This window comes from Actinophytocola oryzae, assembly GCF_004364325.1.
Lineage (GTDB): Bacteria > Actinomycetota > Actinomycetes > Mycobacteriales > Pseudonocardiaceae > Actinophytocola > Actinophytocola oryzae.
In genome coordinates this window covers 419,922-440,583 of record NZ_SOCP01000002.1, presented here as the reverse complement: position 1 = coordinate 440,583, position 20,662 = coordinate 419,922, and the positions used below count along the sequence as shown (strand labels likewise).

Genomic DNA, 20,662 nt, shown 5'->3' with positions numbered 1-20,662 from the left:
CAACCCTTTTGCTCAGGCGGCGTACGGCAGCGGGAAGTCGCGGCACAGGCCGCGGACCTGCGCGGTCACGTGCTCGCGGACGAGGTCGGGCAGGTGGAGGCCGCCGTCCTGCGACGGGAGGGTGTTGGCGAGGACGGTGTCGATCAGCTCGACGCACCTGACCATCTCGGCCGGGCCCATTCCGCGCAGTGCCACGGTGTTGCTGCCCAGCCGCACGCCACTCGCGACCGTGGCGCCCCGGGTGTCGCCGGGGATCTTGTTCTTGTTCACGAGGATGTCGCAGGACTCCAGCGCGCGTTCCGCGAGCACGCCGGTCAGCCGCTCGGGCACGCGGAACAGCACGATGTGGTTGTCCGTGCCACCGCCGACCACGTCGTAGCCCCGGTCGGTCAGGGCCGCGGCCAACGCGTTGGCACACGTGCGGATGCGCCCCGCCAGCGCACGGAACGACGGCTCGGCGAGGCGGGCGAGCGCGCGGGCCTTGGCGGCGATCGTGTGGACCTCCGGCGAGCCCTGCATGAGCGGGAACACCGCGCTCTGGATCCGTTGGGACAGCGTGCGGTTGCCGTCGTCGCCGAGTGCGTCCGCGTCACGGCCCATCATGATCAGGCCGCCGCGCGGGCCGTAGAGCTGTTTGAACGTGCACGTGGTCGTGAAGTGCGCCGCGTCGATCGGGCTCGGGTGCAGGCCCGCCGCGACCAGCCCGGCGATGTGCGTGACGTCGGCGAGCACGTACGCGCCGACGCCGTCCGCGATCTCCCTGATGCGGTCGAAGTCGATCACCCGCGTGTAGGAGGTGGTGCCGCACACGATCAGCCGGGGCCGGTGTGCCTGCGCCAGCTCGGACAGCTGCCGGTAGTCGATCAGGCCGTCGTCGTCGAGGCCGTAGTGGTGGACCTTGAACAGCTTGCCGGACAGGTTGGCCTGCGCGCCGTGGGTGAGGTGGCCGCCCTGGTCGAGCGCCATCCCGAGGATCGTCTCGCCGGGGTCCAGCAACGCCTGCATGACCGTGTGGTTCGCGAAGCTCGCGCAGTGCGGCTGCACGTTGACATACCGCGCGCCGAACACGGCCTTCGCGCGTTCGACCGCGAGGCGCTCCAGCTCGTCGACGTTGCGGCAGCCCGCGTGGTAGCGGCGGCCCGGGTAGCCCTCGGCGGTGACGTTGACGACGCTCGCGCCCGCGACGGCCAGCACGGAGGCGTCGGTGCCGCCGCTGGAGGCCACGAGCGACAGCGACTCGCACTGGCGCTCGTGCTCGCGTTCCAGCAGCCGGTAGACGTCCGGGTCCTCCCTGGCCAGGGTCTCGATGCCCTGTCCGAGGTAGCGGCTCAGGTGGTTGGTGTCCGTGAGGGTCTCGAGGCTCACCATGGCTCCTCCAGCAACGTGTGGATCGATTCGTCCTGGCGGTCGAGGCCTGCCGCCGCCAGTGCCAGCCAGTCCCGCAGGAATCCCTTGATGGAGTCCGGTTCGAACAGGGCCGTGCGGTAGGCGACGACCCCGCCGAGTCCGCCGTCCGGTGCGTCCCACAGGACCGCGGACAGGTCGAACCAGGAGATCTCGGCGTCGACCCGCAGGGGGCGCAGGCGGACCTCGTCGAGCAGCCGTTCCGCGTTGTTCCTGTCGCCCTGCAGGGACAGCAGGGTCTGTACCAGTGGTGGGCGGGCGGCGTCCCTGGTGGCGCCCGTGTTGTCGACCATGAGGTCGAACGGGTAGGCCTGGTGGGCCAGTGCGCCGTTGAGGGAGTCGCGGACCCGCTCGAACAGGGTGGCGAAGCCCGGGTCGCCGGTCGCGTCGACCCGGACCGGCACGGTGTTGACGAAGCAGCCGAGCAGGCGTTCGGCGCTCGCGTGCTGGCGACCGGCGACCGGGACGCCGATCAGGAAGTCCTCGGACTGGGTCAGGCGGGCGAGCCAGGCGGCGTAGGCGGTCAGCAGCCAGGTGAACAGGGTGCCGCCTGCCTTCCTGGCCTCTTCCCTCGCCCTGGCGACGAGTTCGGCCGGCACGTCGACCGGCAGCCAGGCGCCGTGGTCGTCCTGCCTTGCGCCGTAGGGGAAGTCGGTGGGTAGCGGCAGGTCCACGGGGACGCCCGCGAGACGGGTGCGCCAGTAGTCCGCGTCGTCGTCCGTGCCGCGTTCGTGCTCCCATGCGGCCCAGTCGGTGAACTGCAGCGCCGGCTCGGTGATCGCCGCGGGCACCTGGCGCAGTTGTGCCGTGTACTCGGCCGCCAGCTCGTCGAGCAGCAGGTTCATCGACCACTCGTCGCAGATCGCGTGGTGCAGGACGAGCTGGAGGAGGCTGTGTGCCGGGTCCGCGCAGTCACGCAGCAGCAGGGCCCGTGCCGCGCCCGGCTCCGCGAGGTCGAACGGCTCTGCGGCGTGGTCGCGCAGGTCGGTCGTCGGGTCGCCGTCGAAGGAGCGGACGGCGAACTCGAAGCCGGCCGAGGGGTCGACGCGCTGGGTCAGCTCACCGTCCTCGTGGATCAGCTGGGTGCGGAGGATGGCGTGTCGTGCGGCGATGGTGTCGAGGGCGCGGTGCACGGCCCTGGCGTCGACCGGGCCGGACAGCTCGAACGCGGTGCTGACGTTGTACAGGCCGGACTTCGGGTCCAGCTGTTGGAGCAACCACATGCGGCGCTGCGAGTGGGTGGCAGGCGCCGTCGTGCGGGCCGGGTCGTGCCGGGGACCTGTCCGCTCCCGCGGGGTGAGCGAGTCGATGTGGGCGGCGAGGTCGCACAGGCGCGGGTAGTCGAAGATGTCGGTCAGCTCGACGGTGACGCCGAACTCGCGCTCGACGGCGTTGTCGAGCTGGGTCTGCATGAGGGAGTCGCCGCCGAGTTCGAAGAAGTCGTCCTCGCGGTTCACGGTCGGGGTGCCGAGCAGCTCGCACCAGATGGCGGCGAGGACGCGTTCGGACCGGGTGCCCTCGTCGGCGAGGACGCCCTGTTCGGGCTGGGGACCCGTGACCCAGCACCGGATCGGCTCGAACAACGCGGTCGGCACCGAGGCACGGCGGCCGTACCCGCCGAGGGCGGCCGCACTGCGTGCCCAGTCGAGCGGCACGCCGGCCCGGTAGAGCGCGGCGAGGAGGTCCAGGAGTGCCTCGCGTGGCGGGAGTGCCGCGTCGAGGACGTGCACCGGGGCCAGGTCGCTCGCCAGGTTGGTCAGGGCACCGGGCCAGGGGGCCACGCACACCGGGGTGCCTTGCTGTGCGAGCGATCCGAAGGCCGCGGCCAGCCGGGTGGGGTCCAGTGGTGTCGCCTCGGTCGGTGGCGTGGCCGACGGGTCGGCTTCTCCGCGTAGGATGTCGACGAGGTGGTTTCCCGCACCGTGTCCAATGAGGACACGGTCGGAGACGCCCGCGTCGAGCAGTGTCCTGATGAGACGCTCGGCTCCCGGCGGTGTCTCGTGTGGCAGCAGCACCACCGGGACGGCCTCCGGTGCCGTGGCGACGGGTTGGGTGCCGTCGGCCAGCTTGTCCAGTGCCGCAACGGCTTCGCCCGCGTCGGCGGCGAGGATGGTGGCACGCCACGGCTCGTGGTCGCGGCCGACCGCCTGCACCATGGCCACGTCGGCCATGGCCTCGGGGTTGCGACGCAGGTGTGCGGCCAGGCGGGCGGCGTGCCTGCGCAGGGCGCCCTCGCTGCGTGCGGACACGGGCACCAGCAGCGGCAGCCCGCTCGACGGCTCGGGCTCCCGGGGCGGTGGCTGTTCCACCACGAGGTGCACGTTCGTGCCGATGAGGCCGAACGCGCTCACCCCCGCGCGGCGCGGACCCGGGCCGGTCCACGACTCGGTGCCGGTCGGCAGTCGCAGCGCGGAGTTCTCGGTGTCCAGCAGGGGGTTGGGGGTGACGAAGTGTGCGGAGGCGTAACGGGCGCCGGTGCCGACCGAGACGACGGCCTTGAGCAGCCCGGCCGCACCCGCGGCGGAGTCGAGGTGGCCGATGTTGGACTTGACCGAGCCGAGGACGCAGAACCCCGTGCGTTCGGTACGCCTGGCGAACGCGGCGGACAGCGCCTGGAACTCGATGGGGTCGCCGAGCCGGGTGCCGGTGCCGTGCGCCTCGACGAGCCCGAGCGAGCCGGGGTTGATCCCGGCGGCACGCCACGCGTCGAGGAGCAGTTCCTCCTGCGCCTCGGTGCTGGGTGCGGCGAACCCGTTGCTGCGGCCGCCGTCGTGGTTGGTGGCGCCGCCGAGGATCACGGCGTGCACGGGGTCACCGTCGGCCTCGGCTCGCACCAGTGGTTTGAGGAGGAAGACGGCGCCGCCCTCGCCGAGCCCCGTGCCGTCGGCGGCGGCGTCGAAGCTGCGGGACCGGCCGGTCGGTGACACGATGCCCTCGGCGCCGGGTGGGGTGGCGGCAGGCGGCACGGGCAGGAGTCGGACGCCGCCGGTGAGTGCCCAGTCCGCCTCGCCGGTGGCCAGTCGGCGGCACGCCTCGAGGACGGCGGCCAGCGCGGACGAGCAGGCGGTGTCCACGGTCATGGCCGGGCCGCGCAGGTCGAGCGTGTGCGCGACCCGGCCGGCCTGCGCGGCGGGCAGCGACCCGGTGACCATCCCGGTTTCCAGCAGCGTCGAGTAGTTCTCGCTCGCCGCACCGAACACGACAGCCGTCCTGGTGCCCGCGAAGGCGGCGAGGGGGTGGCCGGAGTCCCAGATCGCCTTGCAGGACAAGGAGAGCAGTAGGCGTTGCTGGGGGTCCATCTCGCCGGCCTCACGGGCGGAGAGCCCGAAGAAGGCGTGGTCGAACTCGTCGATCCGGTCGAGCAGGGCGCACTCGGCGAGCGCGGCAGCCTGGTCGAGGCCGCCGTCCGCACGGCGGTTGGCCGGCACCGGGGCGACGAGGTCACGCCGGGCGTCGAGCAGTTCGGCGAGCGCGGCGAGGTCGTCACCGGCACCCGGCAACGCGGCGGCGACACCGACGATCGCAATGGGTGGGGAGCTGGGCATGACGATCTCCCTCTCAGAATCGGATGCTGACGGCGGCGGTCTCCGCCGGCGTGCCGGCACCGGCCAGGGCCACGGCGATCGCGGCGACCGTGTTCAGGCGGAACAGGTCGACGAGCTTGAGCGCGCCCGGGTGGTGGGTGTCCAGCCGTTCGTGCAGCCTGGTCAGTGTCAGCGACGTGCCACCGACGGCGAAGAAGCTGTCCTCCCGGCCGAAGTCGTTGTCGGGCAGCAGTTCTCGCCAGATCTCGGCCACCTCACGCTCCACCGGGCCCCTCGGCGGCGCGACCAGACGTGTGGCCGGACGATGGTCGCCCGCCAGGGCCGCCAGTGCGCGGCGGTCGAGCTTTCCGTTGCCGGTCAACGGGAACTCGTCCAGTCGGGACAGCCACGCCGGGACCAGGTACGCGGGCAGCCGGGCGGCCAGGTCCTCCCGCAGCGCGGCCGGGTCGACATCCCCCGGCGCGGCCACGAACCCGATCAGGTGCGCGTCCCCGCCACTGCCCGCCACCAGCACCGCCGCGTCGGCCACCCTCGGGTCCAGCCCGACGAGCACCCGCTCGACCTCGCCCAGCTCGATGCGGATGCCCCGCACCTTGACCTGGTCGTCGGCCCGGCCCAGGAAGTCGATCTCCCCGGTCGCGGTCAGGCGTGCCAGGTCGCCGGTCCGGTAGAGCCGGGCTCCCGGCGTGCACGGGTGGGGCACGAACGCGGTCGCCGTCAGCTCCGGGCGGTTCAGGTACCCACGGGCAAGTCCCTGTCCGCCGAGGTAGAGCTCGCCCGGCACACCCGGCGGCACCACGTTCATGCCTGCGTCCAGCACGTACGCCTCCGCGCCGGGAAACGCCGTGCCGATGGTCGGTGCCTGTCCGTCCGGCACGCCTGCGCAGTCCTGGATCGTGGCGCACACCGTGGCCTCGGTGGGGCCGTACGCGTTCCACAGGTGGACACGTCCGCCCCACCGCCGCACCAGTTCCGCCGGGCACGCCTCGCCCGCGAGCACCAGGTGCGCCAGGCTGTCCGGCACCGTCTCGAGCATCGCCAGGTTGGACGGCGGCATGGTCACGTGCGTGATCCGCCGCTCCGCGAGGGTGGCCGCCAGCGGCGCCCCCGGCAGCAGGGCGTCCGCCGGGGCGAGGTGCAGGCACGCCCCCGACAGCACCCCCATCACGCACTCCCACACCGACGCGTCGAACGAGTACGGCGCGTACTGCAGCACCTGCGAACCCGGCCCGACCGCGAACTTGTCGCGGTGCAACGAGAGCAGCTGCGCCAGGCCGCGATGCGACAGCAGCACCCCCTTCGGCGTGCCCGTGGAGCCGGACGTGTAGATCACGTACGCGAGGTGGTCGGGGGTGAGGCCGTCGGCGTCACAGGGGCCGTCGGTGGTCTCGGAAACCAGCACCGCGGGGACGTCGACCCGGTCGGCCATGTCCGCGTTCGTGACCTGCAGTACCGCGCCCGCGTCGCGGGCGAGCCACGCCATCCGCGCCGAGGGCAACCCCGGGTCGAGGCAGAGGAAACCGGCGCCTGCCCTGGCGACCGCCAGCAACGCGACCACGCACGCCCGCGACCGGGGCAGGACGACCGCGACCGTCTCGTCAGGACGGACACCGCGCGCCAGCAGCACCGCGGCCAACCCGCCCGACGCCACGTCCAGCTCGCGGTAGGTCAGCACGCCGTCCTCGTCGCGCACGGCAGGCGCGTCCGGGTGCGCCGCCACCCGTGCGGCGAACAGCGCCGGCAACGTGGCGGGCGCAGGTACGTCCGGCGCGTCGTGGCCGGCCAGTGACAGCAGCCGCCGCTCGGTGTCCGGGTCGCACAGCGGCAGGTGGTGCAGGGGCAGGTCGGGGTGGGCCGCGGCCTGGCCGACCAACGCCTCGAACGCGCCTGCGAAGCGTGCCACCGTCTCCGGCTCGAACAGGTCGGTGCGGTAGTCCCAGTCGGCGTACCAGCCCCGCTCGTCGCGGTGGACCATCAGCGTCACGTCGTACTGGGTCGCGACCGGCGGGATGTCCGACCACGCGCCACGCTCCTGCTCACCGTGCAGCACGAACATGGTCTGGAACACCGGCGTGTGCTCGACCGTCCGCGCCGCGTCCAGTGCGGCGACCACCAGCTCGAACGGCGCCAGCTGGTGGTCGAACGCCTCGACGCAGCTGTCCGTGGTCCGCGCCAGCAGCTCGGTGAACGACGGCCGGTCGGTCAGGTCGGCCCGCAACGCCAGCGTGTTGAGCAGGCAGCCGACGAGGTCCTCGGCGCCTGCCTGGTCACGGTTGGCGATCGGGGTGCCGACCACGACGTCGTCCTGGCCGGACAGCCGTGACATCAGTGCCTGGTAGACGGTCAGCAGCGTCATGAACGGCGTGGTGCCGCCCGCGGCGACGAGCACGTCCACCGCCTGCGCGGGCAGCCGCCGGGTGACCCGGGCCCCCCGGTACGACACGGCGGTGGCCGGCGGGTGGTCGAAGGCGAGCGGCAACCGCTCCGGCAGCCCGGCCAGCCGTTCCCGCCAGTAGTCGACGTCGCGCCGGAAGGACAGGTCCAGGTGGCGTTGCCACTCGGCGTGGTCGAGCACCGAGACCGGCACGTCGCCGACCGGGGTGCCGCCGTAGTGGGCGAGCAGCTCGTCGAACAGCAGGCGTACCGACCGGGCGTCCGCGACGACGTGGTGGATCACCAGGGCCAGTACCGCACCGGCAGGCTCCTCGACCGCCACCTCCGTGTCGGCCGACTCCTCGGTCGCCCGGGGCGCCGGAACGACCAGGAGCCATCGCGCGGGCGGCTCGGTGGCCAGGTCGAACGGCGTGGCCACGGCCTCGGCGAGCAGCCGGTCGACCTCTGCCTGCCCGGCGGCGGTGACCTCGTGGAGCGGCACCGGCCGGCTGTCCACGGCCCACTGGCGCAGGCGGCCGTCCTCTCCCCGGTCCACCCGCAGCCGCAACGCCTCGTGCCGGTCGGTCAGCGCTCGCAGCGCGCGGTGCAGCGCGGGCCGGTCGAGGTGCTCCAGGCGCAGGGCCGAGCCGATGTTGAGCATCGCGGTCCCCGGGCGCAGCTGTTCGACCAGCCACATGCGTTCCTGCGCGAAGGAAAGCGGCGCGGGTCCGCTGCCGGCGCGGCGGCGAAGCGGCGGCAGGCTCGGCCGGTGCGCCAGCTCCTGGTCGACCCGCGCGGCCAGTGCCCGCACAGTCCGGCCCGCGAAGATGTCGGCCAGCGAGATCTCGACCCCGAGCCGCTCACGCACCGCCACCATCAGCCGCATGGCGAGCAGGGAATGCCCGCCCAGGGCGAAGAAGTCGGCGTCGGCACCGACCTCGCCCGCCTTGGTGACCTGTCCGACCAGCTCGGCCATGACCCGTTCGGTGCCGGTCGTGGGCGCGGTGTCCCCGGCCTCGCGCACCGGCTCGGGCAGGCGGGCCCGGTCGGTCTTCCCGTTGGCGTTGACCGGGAACTCCGCGAGCGGCACCCAGTAGGTGGGCAGCATGTAGCCGGGCAGCTCGGCGGCCAGCGCGGCACGCAGGGTGTCGGTGTCCGCGGCGCCGGTCCAGTAGCAGACGAGGTGTGTCGTGTCGCCGACCACCTTCGGCGCCACCACGGCCTGCGCCACGCCGGGGCACGTGCGGGCCCGGCTCTCGATCTCGCCGGTCTCGATGCGGTACCCGCGGAGCTTGATCTGGTGGTCGTACCGGCCGAGGTAACGCAGCTCCCCCGACTCGGTCATCCGCACGCGGTCCCCGGTCCGGTACATCCGCCCGCCGGTGACCGGGTCGGGCAGGAACCGTTCCGCGGTCAGGTCGGGCCTGCCCAGGTATCCCTGCGCGACCCCGAGCCCGCCGAGGTACAGCTCGCCGGAGACCCCGACCGGGACCGGGTCGAGCCGCTCGTCCAGCACGTAGGCGTTGGTGCCCGCGACGGGCCTGCCGATCGTGGGTTCCCCGGCGTGCCCGCGCGGCACCTCGGTCCACGTGGAGTAGGTCGTGTCCTCGGACGGCCCGTACAGGTTGTGCACGCGCACCCGGTCGTGCTCGGCGTGCACGAGGTCGACGAGTGTCCTGGGCAGGGCCTCCCCCGCCAGGTTGACCACCCGGGTGCTCTCGGGCAGCGAGTCGACCCGCAGCAGCTCCGCCATGGCCGACGGGACGGTGTTGACGAGTGTCGGCGCGGGCCCCGCAGTGGTGACGAGGTCGGTCGCGTCGTCGACGAGCCGCACCGAGCCGCCTGTGGCGAGTGGCAGGAACAGCTCGAACACCGACAGGTCGAAGCAGATGGACGTGCTGCCCAGCACGACGGCGAGGTCGTTCGGGCCGAACTGTGTGGCGGCCCAGCCGAGGAAGGCGTGCAGTGCGCGGTGCGGGATCGCGACGCCCTTGGGGCGGCCCGTCGACCCGGAGGTGTAGATCAGGTAGGCCGTCCGCTCCGGCACGACGGCCACGGCCGGTGGCGCCGCGGCGGCAGGCACGGTCCGCACGTCCAGCAGGGGCGCGACACCGGCAGGCAGCACACCCTCGGTGGCCGGCTCGGTGAGGATCAGCACGCAGCCGGCGTCCTGAGCGACGAACGCCAACCGGTCGCGTGGGTAGCCCGCGTCGAGCGGCACGTACGCGGCACCGCAGCGCAGGATCGCGAGCAGCGCGGCCACCAGGTCGGGCGTGCGGCGCAGGCACACGCCCACGAGGTCGCCGGGCCGCACCCCGGCCACGAGCAACGCGGCGTGCAGTGCGCCGACCCGATCGGCCAGGACGCCGTAGCCGACGGCCGTCCCACCGGCCCAGACGGCGGGCATGACCGGACGCCGCGCCGCCAGCCGGCCGAACGCGGCCACGGGGTCGAGCGGCGCGGGGGCCTCGGCCAGCCGGTGGTGCGCCAGGCGCAGTGCCCGCTCGGCCTCGGTGTCCGGGTCGAGGTCGGTGACCCGGGTGTCCGGGTCGTCGACCAGGGCGGCGAGGAGCCGCCGGTAGTGGTCGACGAGCCGGCTCGCGCGGGCCGCCTCGACCCGGTCGGCCGGGTACTCCAGTGTGGCGTACCAACCGTGTTCCGGCTCGTCGGCGCCGGGCCGCACGGCGGTGGCGCGGTCGAGGTGCAGCACCAGGTCGAACTTGGTGTGCCGGTTGTCCACGAACCACCAGGACGACTCGACACCGGGCAGGTCCGGCAGCGGCACGTCGTCCGGCTGGACCACGAGCATCGCGCCGACCGGGGCGCCACCCAGCCGGGCGGCGAGCCGGTCGAAGGGCACCTCGGCGAGCTCGTAGGCCGCGAGCGCCGCGTCCCGTACGCGACCTACGAGCTCGGTCCAGCGGTCCCCCGCCTCGAGCCGGACGCGCAGCGGCACCGTGTTCACGAACAACCCGTAGGTCTCGCTCGAGGGCGGGTGCTCGCGACCGGCCGAGGGCAGGCCGACGACCAGCTCGTCCTGCCCGGTGTGGCGTGCGAGCAGTGCCGCGTAGGCGGCGGCGTGCAGCATGAACGGCGTGACCCCGAGTTCGCCCGCCCGCCGCGTGACCCCGGCCGTCAGCTCCTCGGGCAGCGGCACCCGGACCGTGCCGGCCCGCGCCGGTTCCGCGCCGCCGGGGTGGTCGGTGGGCAGCTCCAGGGCGAACGGCGCGCCGGCCAGTGCCGCCGCGGCGGCGTCGAGCCGGGCGGCGTAGGCGGGTGAGTCGAGCCAGGCCCGTTCCCGTGCCACGGCTGTGCGGTAGTTCCCGGCCTCGCCCAGCGCCTCGCCCCGGTAGGCGGCGCCCAGGTCGGCGAAGAGCAGCCGTGACGACCACCCGTCGGTGACGATGTGGTGCATCGACAGCGCCAGCACGTGGTCGTCCGGGCCCAGCTCCAGCAGCGTGGCGCGGTGGAGCGGACCGGCCGTCAGGTCGAAGGCGCGGTCGGTCTCCGCGGCGAGCCAGGCGTCCACGTCGTCGCGGGCGACCCGTGCCCGGGCCAGGTGGCACCTAACCGGCAGGATCCGTTGCACCAGCTCGCCGTCGCGGTGGTCGAAGACCGCGCGGAGCTGTTCGTACCGCTCGATCATGGCCGCCACGGCGGCTTCGAGAGCGCCTGTGTCCAGCGGCCCGCGCAGCCGGACCGCCTCGGTCACGTGGTACGCACGCGTGTCCGGGTGCCGGTTCTGCAGGAACCACATGCGTTGCTGGGCCGACGAGGCCGGGAACTCACTCACGTCGTCCTCACCCGCGCAGGCTTCTCGGGCGCATGTCCACCCAGTGCTCGCGGATGTGAGTGAGGCACGACTCCTTGTCGCCCGCGGCCGTGCGCGCGGTCCAGCCCTGCGGCGGCTCGCGGTGGGCAGGCCAGATCGAGTACTGCTCCTCGGCGTTGGTCACGACGACGTACGACATCTCGCTCATGGAAAGGTCCTCGCGGGATTCAGCGGGTGGGGACGGGCCGCTGCCAGCCGGCAGGCGCGGGCAGGACACCGTGCTGGAGGTCGAGCATGTGCCGGCGAAGGCGGGTGGCCACGGGGAAGGGCGGCAGCGGCAGGCGCAGGCCGGTCTCGTCGCCGATCAGCTCCACCGGCGCGACCACGGCCCCGGTGCCGCAGCCGAACACCTCGACGTCCTCGCCCGAGGCGATCGCGTCGACCAGCTCGGCCACGTCGACCGGCTTCTCCACCATCGACAGGCCGAGCGAGCCTGCCAGCCGCAGCAGGCTGTCGCGGGTGATGCCCGCGAGGATCGTGTCCGACAGCGGCGGGGTGAGGATCGTGTCTCCCCTGCGCACGAACACGTTCATCGCGGTGAACTCCTCGATGTGCGTGTGGTGCACCGCGTCCAGCCACAGCAGCTGCTGGAAGCCAAGCTTCGCAAGGGGTGCCGCCGCCGCGAAGCTCGCGGCGTAGTTGCCCGCCGCCTTCACGTTGCCGGTGCCGCCCGGTCCGGCCCTGCTGAAGCGGCGCTCGATCCACGCGGAGATGGGTGCGGTGAAGAACGCGTCGGACGGCGTGGCCAGCACGACGAAGCAGTACTCGGTGGACGGCACGACCGAGAGGTGTGCGGTGGCGCCGAACATCGTGGGACGCAGGTAGAGCGACTGGCCCTGCCGCTCGGGCACCAGCGCGTCCAGTGTGGACACCAGGCGTTCGAGGGTGGCGACGTAGACGTCCTCGTCGAGCTCCGGCATGCCGAGCCGGGTGGCCGAGCGGTTGAACCGCCTGGCGTGCTCGTGGGGCCGGAAGAGCAGGGCTGTGCCGGGCAGGTCCGTGCCGAGGTTGCGGTAGGCCTTCATGCCCTCGAAGATCGCCTGGCCGTAGTGCAGGGCCTGGGTGTGCGGGGCGAGCGACAGCGGGTCGAGCGCGTCGAGGCGCACGTCCTCCCACGCGCCGTCGCGGTAGTGGGCGATGGCCATGACCGGCGCCATCAGGGTGCCGAAGCCGAGCGGGTCCGGGAGCTGGATGCCCTCGAGGCGCCGCCTGAGGTCCGGGGAAGCCAGTGTCGAGGTCATGTCAGCTCCAGCACTTCAGCGGGGCGCCGGTGCCGGAGCTGCCGACGAAGCCGGAGATCGTCATCCGCTGACCGCGGGTGATCGCGCGGATGGCGTGCACCCGCATGGTGTTGATGAGGACGAGGTCACCGACACGCGGCGTGACCAGGAGCGACTCCTCGGGCAGCATCTCGCGCGGGTAGCCGTAGCTGCCCGGGTACTCGCCTGCGAGGGACGCGTACTCCTCGTCGGTGATCACCCGGTCCCAGGTCTCCAGCTCGCCGCCCTCGTCGGCGGTGTCGAGGTAGACGTTGACGCCGAGCTGGCCGGTGAGCCCGGCGACCTCGTCGATGCGGCCGACCTCGCGCCACAACGCGTCCTGGTGCGGGAGACCCTCGCTGCCGGTGCGCCACAGGCGGGTGATGCCGAAGGGCATCTTGCGGCCGGCCATCGTCATGAGTGTCGCGCCGCCCGCCCACGCCTCGTCCAGGGCGAGCCGCAGGAGGTCGATGGGTGAGGGGTACGGGGTGCTGAGCCTGCGCAGCCGGTCCTGGGAGGACAGCGCCATCGAGAAGTAACGCTCGCGCCGCTGTTCGTCGTTCATGACGTTCCAGTACGAGTCGATGTCGCTGTCGTAGATACCGCCGGACACCGACTCGTTGTCGATGGACTGGTACAAGCTGGCCGCGAGGTTCTTGCAGTAGAGGGAGTCGTAGAACTTGGGCACCAGAATGGCGATGACGTCGCCATCGAAGAGCGCGCCGAGCACTTTCTGGTCGAGCACGTTCACCGTGGCGAGCCGACTGTTGATGGACATGGCAAACCTTTCTCTATCGGACGGTCACCGGTCGACGAGTGCCCATTTGCTCCCGTTGGTCACGGCGGCGCCGGGCAGTGCGATGAGCTCCGGCTTGAACAGCGGCGGCGCGTCCATCGCGGGTTCCCAGGTCGCCATGCCCTCGTCCTGCGGGACCTCGATCCGGATGCCGTTGGCGAGGTCGTCGACGACGCGGAGCAGGAGCCGGACCCCCAGTGGCGCCAGGTGGTCGCGCCACAGGCTCGACGCGGTGGACCTGGGCGGCACGATGACGTGCTCCTGGGCGGCGAGCGGCCCGCCGTCGGTGCGTTCGGTGAGGTGGTAGACGCTGCCGCCGGTGACGCGGTCCCCGTCACGGATGGTCCAGCGGATCGCGTCACGACCGCGGTGCAGCGGCAACAGGCTGGGGTGGTAGCCGATGGTGGCGACCGAGGCCCGCGCCCGCGTCCGCCTGCCGATGAAGGCGTGCGAATGCGCGGCGACGATGATGTCGACCTTGTCGGGAATGTGCTGGGCCCGCAGCTCACGCGCGTCGACCCACGGCACCTTGCGGGGAAACGACCACGACCTCAGCCGGTCCCACGAAATCGCCTCGACATCGTCGGAATACCCCTTGCGCACCCGAGGCGACGCCGTGCCCAGAATCCGATGACCGGCACCGAGCAACGCCTCGGCAACCATCACCGCGAACCCGCCCTGCCCGGAGAGGAAAACATTCACACGACGATGTTGTGCGGCCCCCGCACATTTCCGGCACATGCGGGTGTGCGTGTGCGTCTGCCCGGTGTCCGCCGCCCGGCCCGTTGCCCTGAGGGGGAGGGCCTGCCATGATGTCGGCCATGATCGAGAGAATCGAGTCCTCAGTCCGCCGGTGAGCGAGACGACCGAGCCGGTGCCGCTCGGCTCCCGGACCACTCTGTTCCGCCACGCGCTGCGTCTGCACCAGCAAACCCCGGACTCGCCCCTGCCGCGTGACGGTGCGCCTTTCCCCGACGAGGAACGTCACCGCGGGAAGCGACCGCGGACCCGGGCGGACCAGCGCCTGGATGGCGCCGACGTCGCCGCCATCCTCGACAGGCACTTCGCCGACCCGGACGCGCGGGCAGGCGAACTCGTCGACGCGTTCCACGATGTCCTCGTCCCGTTCCTCGACAACGCGCACGTCAACGCGGCGGCGTTGCGGGCGGACCGGCAGCGCGTGCGGCACACCGGCCGCTGGCTCGTGCGCCACAGCACCGACCGCTGCTCGGCCGTCGTCGGACTCGCGCTGCTCGCCTCGGACTGGACCGAGGAGGACATCCCGCTGATCCAGACCATCGGACTGCTGTCGCACACGTTCGGCCCGCTCGCGGCCGAGGCGCTGGGCAGACGCAGGGGTGGTGGGGAGGCCCTGCAGTGGCTGGGCCAGCGGGTCACCGGCTGGGGACGGGTCCACGTCATCGAGAAACTCTGCGGGCGCGGAGGGAGCACCTCGCGTGGGTGGTTGCTCCGCAACGCCTGCGACGGCGACTTCCTCAACGCCTACTTCGCGGGCCAGGTCGCCACGGCCACGCACCTGCACGAAGCGATCACCGGCACCGACATCGACGACGACCTCGTCGACCACACCGGCCGCGTACTGCGCATCATGACCGACTGCGACGGCATGGGTACGACGCTCGAACACTATCCGCCCGCACCCGTCGTCCTCGCCGCACACGCGGCTCATCTCGGCAGGCAGGCGCCGACCAGGAACCGATACCTCGACGCCGCGGTCATCGCCTACTACCTGACGACCAGGGCGCCGGCCCAGTGCGGCTGCACCACCGGCCAACGCGACGAGATCGTGCGGCAGTACCTCGCGGTGCTCAACCGCCGGAACTGGTGCGACACCGCCCGCGCGAACCTCGACAGGAACGACGAGTCCGTCGCGTGGTTCGCGATCATGGCGACACGTCTGAACCTGCGTGCGTTCGGCCCGTGACGCGCGAGCGGGTTTACCTCCAGCACCTCAGGGCAACGTCTCCAGAGGACGCACGGGAGGCTCATCGTCATGGCAGACCAGGGAGTGGCGCGGTTGCGGGCCGAACTGGCCGCGGCCGGTGTGAAGCGCCTGGAGGGCTCGACCGGTGACCGGCTCGAGGTCGTCATCCTCGCGTTGGCTCGTCATCGGGGGCCGGACAGTTCGATCTGCCCCTCCGACGCCGCGCGCGCGGTCGGCGGCGCGGGGTGGCGCGACCTCATGCCCGACGCCAGGGAGGCGGCACGCGCACTCGCGCGGCAGCACCGGGTCCGGGTCACGAGCCGAGGCGACGTCCTGTCGCCGGACGGCGAGTGGACCGGCCCGGTCCGCATCAGCGTCGACCCCCGGTGACGTGTGGACTGTCATGGTCGAGGGTGTCGAGTCCGACCGTCCAGCGGCGGGCACGTTCGTCGTCGCTCTGTTCCCACCACGGCGTGCCGCGCTCACCGAGGGCGACCTTGGCCTCGTGGACGTGACCGCGTGCCTCGCGCTCGGCAGCACGGTCCCCCGCCCGCAAGGCGACCCCGACGGCTCTGCGTGCGGCCATCAGGTGCTTCCGCAGCGCGGCCGCGACGTCCTCGGGCACAGCCGGGTCCGTCGCGCGCCAGCGCCTGCCGGAGATCACCACGTAGTGACCGTCCTGCGTGGACGTCACGTGCCCGCCGCGGGTTCGTCGGCGGTGGCCTCGTGTCCCGGCACGCCCACCGAGCGTCGCCTGCGCTTCAGGTCGGCCTCGTACACGTGCGGGAGGCCGTTGGTGAGTTCGCGGACCTCGCGTTCGAGGCCTCTGAAGACGGAGTAGTACGTGTCCTCGTAGTCCTCGACGACCTGGAAGGTCCACCGTCCCGGTAGGACGTTGCGGCCGAGCAGCTCGCGTGAAAGCCGCTGCGCGAGCTGCTCGTGACCCGCCTTCTCGAGCAGTTCGACGGCCCGCTCCAGCTTGATGTCGGCCGAGCCGGTGAGCTGGTGGAAGGCGTAGAGGTGTCCCCTCGCCACCTCCACCGTCTCGAACGCCTCGGTCAACGCCCCCACCGCCTCGACCGTCCGGTCGTCCAACGCCTCACGCCATGGCCCGTCGGTGAGTCGGCGGTCCGCGTTGTCGAAGGTGTCCATGGGCGAGGGATGCCCGGTGGTCACGGAACGATGCACGACCACTTCGCGACGGCCTGGTCGGTGACCGGGGTGAAGATGTTGACGAGTGTGCCGTCGGGGTCGCGCACGAGCAGTGACCGGTTGCCCCACGGCATGTCGGCGGGCTCGTTGACGAACTCGACCGGCGGCCCGTCGCGGTGGCGGAGCCGGCTGTACTCGGCGTCCACGTCGTCGACGAGGAACTCGATGATCGCGCTGTGGTTGTCGGCGGCGTGGGCGGTGCCGGGGCCGAAGACGCCGACGGTGCGTGTGCTGCCCACCGCGAGGGTGAACGTGGGCGTGGTGATCTCGGCGAAGTCCGGCGTGGCCCAGGTCGCGGTCAGGCCGGTGAGGTGCTCGTAGAAGCCGACGAGCCGCGCGACGTCGTCGGTGATGACGCGCAGTGAGGCGATTCTCATGGTGACGTGCTCCCTTCGTGTGTCAGCGACGCTAGAGCCTGTACCGGACAGGTTCCGCCCGGTACGTGAGACGATGTCCGGACCATGCCCCGACCCGCGGCACGCGTGCTCGCACTGCTCGAGATCCTCCAGAGCGGCGGTACGCGCACCACCGCCGACCTGGCCGCACAGCTGGGCGTCGACCAGCGCACCGTGCGGCGCTACGTGGCGCACCTGGTCGACCTGGACGTGCCCGTCGAGTCGGTACGCGGCCCCCACGGCGGCTACCGCCTGATGCCCGGTTACCGGATGCCGCCGCTGATGCTCACCGACGAGGAGGCCCTGGCCGTCCTCCTCGGGCTCGTGGCGGGCCACCGCGCCGGGCTGGTGACGACCTCGGCGGCGGCCGCCGAGAGCGCGGTCGCGAAGCTGCGCCGCGTGCTGCCGAAGCCACTGGCCGCCCGCCTCGGCGCGTTGCTGGAGACCACTGACTTCACCGCGCCCGCGCGTCCCGCGACCACCCCGGAGACCGAGGTGCTGCTGCGGCTGGCCGACGCCGCGCGTGGCCGCAGGCCCGTCGAGATCGGCTACACCGGACGCGACGCACGGCGCGGCGAACGCACCGTGCACCCGTACGGCATCGTCGCCCATTCGGGCCGCTGGTACCTGACCGGCGCGGACTCCGTCAGCGGCGAGGTACGCACCTTCCGGCTCGACCGCATCGGACACGTGGCGCCACGCGACGGCACGTTCGAGGTACCGACCGGTTTCGACCCCGCGGCGCACGTACTCGCCGGGATCGCGGGCACACCGTGGCGCCACCAGGTGTCCGTACGGGTCCTCGGCGACCTCGACACCGTCCGTTCCCGGCTCCCACGCGGGATCGCGTCTCTCGAACCCGTCGACGTCTCCTGGGTGCGGGTGCGGATAGAGGCCGAGCGGCTGGACTGGATCCCTGGTGTTCTCACCGCGCTCGACGCGCCGTTCGTCATCGAGTCACCCGACGAGCTGCGCGAGACCGTCAGGGCACTGGCGACCCGGCTGCTCGACGGAGTGGGATCAGCCCGCCTGCCGGTAACGGGCGTCCGGGACGGTGAACAGGGCGAAGATCGCCAGGCCCGCGGCGACCACGAGCAGTAGCGCGGTGCCGTAGGTCTGCGCCGCGAGCGTCCGCAGGGCGACGTCGAGGCCGGTTGCCTTCGCAGGCTGGCTCTGCAACGCGGCGACCACGACCAGCACGCCCGCGATGGCATACACGGCACCGAGTGCGCTGTACCCGACCTGCCCGGACCGGACCACGGCCGTCCGCGTCGGCCTGCTCGCCTTGTGCAGGTCGAGCTCCCTGGCGAAGCGCTTCGTGACGCCGTGGTGGGCGACGAACAGCCCCGCCGCGACGATCGCGAGGCCGATCACGACGACCACCGGTTTGCCCCACGGCTCGTTGAGCAGGCTGCCGATCACGCCGAGCTGGGCCTGGTCGGTCGAGGACGCCGGAGAGCCCGCGGCGAGCTTGCCCGCGCTGAAGGCCAGGTAGCCGAACAGGACCGCCTCGCCGAGGTTCATCATGCGGAGCAACCGTGCCTGCTTGCCACTCCGGTCGCCGGTCACCGCCTCCACCAACTGCCACAGCGTGCTGACACCGAGCCCGACCGCGATCAGCCACAACAGCACGTCACCGCCGGTGTTGGCCGAGATCGACTGCAACGCACCGGTCTTGTCCGCCTTGCCGACCCCACCACCGTCGAGGTCGCCCAGCGCGACCTGCACGGCCAGCCACGCGACGAGCAGGTGGACGACGCCGTAGGCCACCAACCCCAACCGGGCCACGAACTGGAACGCCGCGCTCGTCGTCACCTCGCGGGACTTCACCTTTGACTTGTTCATAACCACACCATGGAGTGGACTTTACTGTGGACTTACGGTGGTCGCTCGACGTGCGAACGCAGCTCAGTCCGCGACCACGAACTCGGCGCCCGCCGCGAGCGCCACCTCGGGACCGAAGAGCCTGCCCGGGGTGAAGGCGCCGGGACGCCCTCCGCCCTTGGCCAGGCGCTGGACCACCTCGATGACGGTGTCGACCGTGAACGTCATGCCCTCGCCGGTGCGCAGCCAGCCCTCACGCACGCGGCCACCCGGCCACTCGACCCGGGCCCGGCCCCACGACGACCGGCGCGGGCGCTCCTTGGCCGTAGCTGTCGCGACGCGGCCGAGCCGCCGGGTGGCGAAGCCGGCCACGCCGGGCAGCCGCAGCACGCCGACGATCGCGGGCAGGGCCGCTCGGACGAGCGGGTTGGCCGGGGCCAGAGCCGAGGCGCCGATCACCGACGGGGCCCCGCTGGCCTGCCAGGCCGCGAAAAGCTCGCCTGCGCCGAGGGAAGCGGTGGTCACCACGTCGCCGTCGGGGGTGGTCAGCCTCTCGGCGGCACGGCCAGGCCTGGCACGCACCATCCGGCCCTGCCGCACCTCGCGACCGCCGTCGAGGAACGAGTGCACGATGGTGCCCGCCAGGGCCTCGCCGAGGGCGCCGGGTTCGATCGCGACCGACGCGACGGCGTCGACACGTACTCGCGACGGCTTTTCCCCGCCCGCCAACAGGTGCAGCAGGATGCTCTCGGTCGCGAGCACGCCGAAGCCGGCCCCGGAGACCAGCGTGCGACCGGTCGCCGCCGCCTCCCGGTCCATGTCGTGGAGCAGCTCGAACGACCTCAGCTCGTCGGTGACGTCGACGTAGTGGGTGCCTGGCGGGCAGGCGCGCACGACCCGTGGCGCCGTGACCGTGAAGGGGCCCACCGTGTTGACCACGACGGACGGCGCCTCGGTGGCCAGCCGCGCGCAGACCTCGTCGAGCGAGCCGGTCACCGCCCTGGCGTCCGGACTCACCCGGCAGAGCCGCTCCCGGTCGCGACCGGCCACCACCAACTCCGCGCCCGTCTGCCGCAGACGCTCCACCACCGCCCTGCCGACCCGTCCGGTCGCGCCGAGCACCCAGATCTCCCCCGTCATGGTCGCCTCCATAGTGATGACACGTCGTGTCATCACTATCGCACGGCATGACACGTCGTGTCATCACTAGAATCGGGCGCATGGGTCGATGGCAGCCGGGCACGCGCGAACGGCTCGAGCAGGCCGCGCTCGACCTGTTCCTCGAGCAGGGCTTCGCCGAGACCACCGTGCCGCAGATCACGGCTCGGGCCGGGCTCACGACCCGTACGTTCTTCCGGCACTTCGCCGACAAGCGCGAGGTTCTGTTCGCAGGCGAGGAGCTGGTGCCCGAGCGGGTGGCCCGCTTCATGGCCGATGCCCCGCCCTCGCTCGGCCCGATGGAACTGATCACCGCGGGCCTGGCACCGACCGCGGCCGAGATCTTCGAGGGTCGCGGCCTCGACTACCTGCTGCGCAGGCGGACCGCGGTCGACGCGGAACCGGCCCTGCGCGAGCGTGAGCTGCGCAAGTTCTCGCTGATGTCCGAGGCCCTGGAGCGGGGCTTCCGCGACCGAGGAGTCGACGACCTGACCGCGCGGCTGGCGGCCGAGATCGCCGTGACCACGTTCCGGATCGCGGTCACCCGCTGGCTCGACCAGCACGGCGACCCCGACCTCCCGACCACCGTCGACCAGACCCTGGCGGCGATGAGGAACCTGGCGAACACGCCGCCGGGCTAGGTCCTCGTGCGTTCGGCGGCGACCAGGACGGCGAGCCCGAGCACGGCGACGGCCAGGTTCGCGTACAGCTCGTACCCTGGCACCACCTGGGGGAACACGAGCCGGTTGAGGACGTTGAGGAACCCGAGGACCGGCTGCACGGCCAGGTGGTCGATCGTGCCGCTGACGCCCATGACCAACAGGACGAACCCGACAGTCTCGACGATCTTCCGCATGGCGGCGAAACTACGGCCGGCGAGGTGACCACCGGATCGGTCGGGCGTATGCGGCGAGGCGAC

General features: G+C 72.3%; 17 protein-coding genes. 4 read left to right on the top strand and 13 right to left on the bottom strand.

Annotated features, from left to right (window positions below; genetic code table 11):
- Positions 1–12: 12 nt before the first annotated feature.
- The 7 genes from CLV71_RS05680 to CLV71_RS05650 are packed head-to-tail and all read right to left on the bottom strand — an operon-like array spanning position 13 to position 13,911.
- Positions 13–1,368, bottom strand: coding sequence for a serine hydroxymethyltransferase (locus CLV71_RS05680; RefSeq protein WP_133901530.1), 1,356 nt, complete (start codon positions 1,366–1,368; stop codon positions 13–15).
- Positions 1,362–4,949, bottom strand: a complete 3,588-nt coding sequence (locus CLV71_RS05675) for a condensation domain-containing protein (RefSeq protein WP_208297404.1) — start codon at positions 4,947–4,949, stop codon at positions 1,362–1,364. The genes CLV71_RS05680 and CLV71_RS05675 overlap by 7 nt, the downstream gene beginning before the upstream one ends.
- 13 nt (positions 4,950–4,962) lie before the next feature.
- The gene (locus tag CLV71_RS05670; RefSeq protein ID WP_133901529.1) at positions 4,963–11,115 is read right to left on the bottom strand and encodes a non-ribosomal peptide synthetase; all 6,153 of its coding nucleotides are present in this window, start codon (positions 11,113–11,115) and stop codon (positions 4,963–4,965) included.
- 7 nt (positions 11,116–11,122) lie between these two features.
- Complete coding sequence (locus CLV71_RS05665; RefSeq protein WP_133901528.1) at positions 11,123–11,302, bottom strand: MbtH family protein; 180 nt, start codon at positions 11,300–11,302, stop codon at positions 11,123–11,125.
- Positions 11,303–11,321: 19 nt separating this feature from the next.
- Positions 11,322–12,395 carry a branched-chain amino acid aminotransferase gene (locus CLV71_RS05660; RefSeq protein ID WP_133901527.1) on the bottom strand — a complete coding sequence of 358 codons (1,074 nt, stop codon included), beginning with the start codon at positions 12,393–12,395 and terminating at the stop codon, positions 11,322–11,324.
- A 1-nt stretch (position 12,396) separates the two neighbouring features.
- Positions 12,397–13,191, bottom strand: coding sequence for a 2OG-Fe(II)-dependent halogenase WelO5 family protein (locus CLV71_RS05655; protein WP_133901526.1), 795 nt, complete (start codon positions 13,189–13,191; stop codon positions 12,397–12,399).
- Positions 13,192–13,215: 24 nt separating this feature from the next.
- On the bottom strand, positions 13,216–13,911 hold the full coding sequence (locus CLV71_RS05650) for a formyltransferase family protein (protein WP_208297403.1): 696 nt from the start codon (positions 13,909–13,911) through the stop codon (positions 13,216–13,218).
- Between the two features lie 151 nt (positions 13,912–14,062).
- On the opposite strand from CLV71_RS05650, the gene CLV71_RS05645 reads away from it, so the two are divergent.
- Together CLV71_RS05645 and CLV71_RS05640 are read left to right on the top strand one after the other, a co-directional pair.
- Positions 14,063–15,154 carry a hypothetical protein gene (locus CLV71_RS05645; RefSeq protein WP_208297402.1) on the top strand — a complete coding sequence of 364 codons (1,092 nt, stop codon included), beginning with the start codon at positions 14,063–14,065 and terminating at the stop codon, positions 15,152–15,154.
- Positions 15,155–15,223: 69 nt separating this feature from the next.
- Positions 15,224–15,544, top strand: coding sequence for a DUF3253 domain-containing protein (locus CLV71_RS05640; RefSeq protein WP_133901524.1), 321 nt, complete (start codon positions 15,224–15,226; stop codon positions 15,542–15,544).
- Here the strand turns inward: CLV71_RS05640 and CLV71_RS05635 are convergent.
- Genes CLV71_RS05635 through CLV71_RS05625 form a run of 3 tightly spaced genes read right to left on the bottom strand, consistent with a single transcriptional unit; the run spans position 15,525 to position 16,743 of the window.
- Positions 15,525–15,848 carry a hypothetical protein gene (locus CLV71_RS05635; RefSeq protein WP_133901523.1) on the bottom strand — a complete coding sequence of 108 codons (324 nt, stop codon included), beginning with the start codon at positions 15,846–15,848 and terminating at the stop codon, positions 15,525–15,527. The genes CLV71_RS05640 and CLV71_RS05635 overlap by 20 nt on opposite strands.
- Complete coding sequence (locus CLV71_RS05630; protein WP_243866239.1) at positions 15,845–16,306, bottom strand: hypothetical protein; 462 nt, start codon at positions 16,304–16,306, stop codon at positions 15,845–15,847. Before CLV71_RS05630 ends, CLV71_RS05635 begins: the two co-directional genes overlap by 4 nt.
- 20 nt (positions 16,307–16,326) lie before the next feature.
- Positions 16,327–16,743 carry a VOC family protein gene (locus CLV71_RS05625; protein WP_133901522.1) on the bottom strand — a complete coding sequence of 139 codons (417 nt, stop codon included), beginning with the start codon at positions 16,741–16,743 and terminating at the stop codon, positions 16,327–16,329.
- An 84-nt stretch (positions 16,744–16,827) separates the two neighbouring features.
- On the opposite strand from CLV71_RS05625, the gene CLV71_RS05620 reads away from it, so the two are divergent.
- Entirely contained in the window at positions 16,828–17,862 is a 1,035-nt protein-coding gene (locus CLV71_RS05620; protein WP_133901521.1) for a helix-turn-helix transcriptional regulator, read from the top strand.
- Here the strand turns inward: CLV71_RS05620 and CLV71_RS05615 are convergent.
- Both CLV71_RS05615 and CLV71_RS05610 read right to left on the bottom strand, forming a co-directional pair.
- On the bottom strand, positions 17,782–18,606 hold the full coding sequence (locus CLV71_RS05615) for a DUF1206 domain-containing protein (protein ID WP_133901520.1): 825 nt from the start codon (positions 18,604–18,606) through the stop codon (positions 17,782–17,784). The two genes, CLV71_RS05620 and CLV71_RS05615, sit on opposite strands and share 81 nt — an antisense overlap.
- 63 nt (positions 18,607–18,669) lie before the next feature.
- Complete coding sequence (locus tag CLV71_RS05610; protein ID WP_133901519.1) at positions 18,670–19,725, bottom strand: saccharopine dehydrogenase family protein; 1,056 nt, start codon at positions 19,723–19,725, stop codon at positions 18,670–18,672.
- 80 nt (positions 19,726–19,805) lie between these two features.
- On the opposite strand from CLV71_RS05610, the gene CLV71_RS05605 reads away from it, so the two are divergent.
- Positions 19,806–20,384, top strand: a complete 579-nt coding sequence (locus CLV71_RS05605) for a TetR/AcrR family transcriptional regulator (protein WP_133901518.1) — start codon at positions 19,806–19,808, stop codon at positions 20,382–20,384.
- Here the strand turns inward: CLV71_RS05605 and CLV71_RS05600 are convergent.
- Positions 20,381–20,599, bottom strand: a complete 219-nt coding sequence (locus tag CLV71_RS05600) for a hypothetical protein (protein WP_133901517.1) — start codon at positions 20,597–20,599, stop codon at positions 20,381–20,383. The genes CLV71_RS05605 and CLV71_RS05600 overlap by 4 nt on opposite strands.
- Between the last annotated feature and the right edge of the window lie 63 nt (positions 20,600–20,662).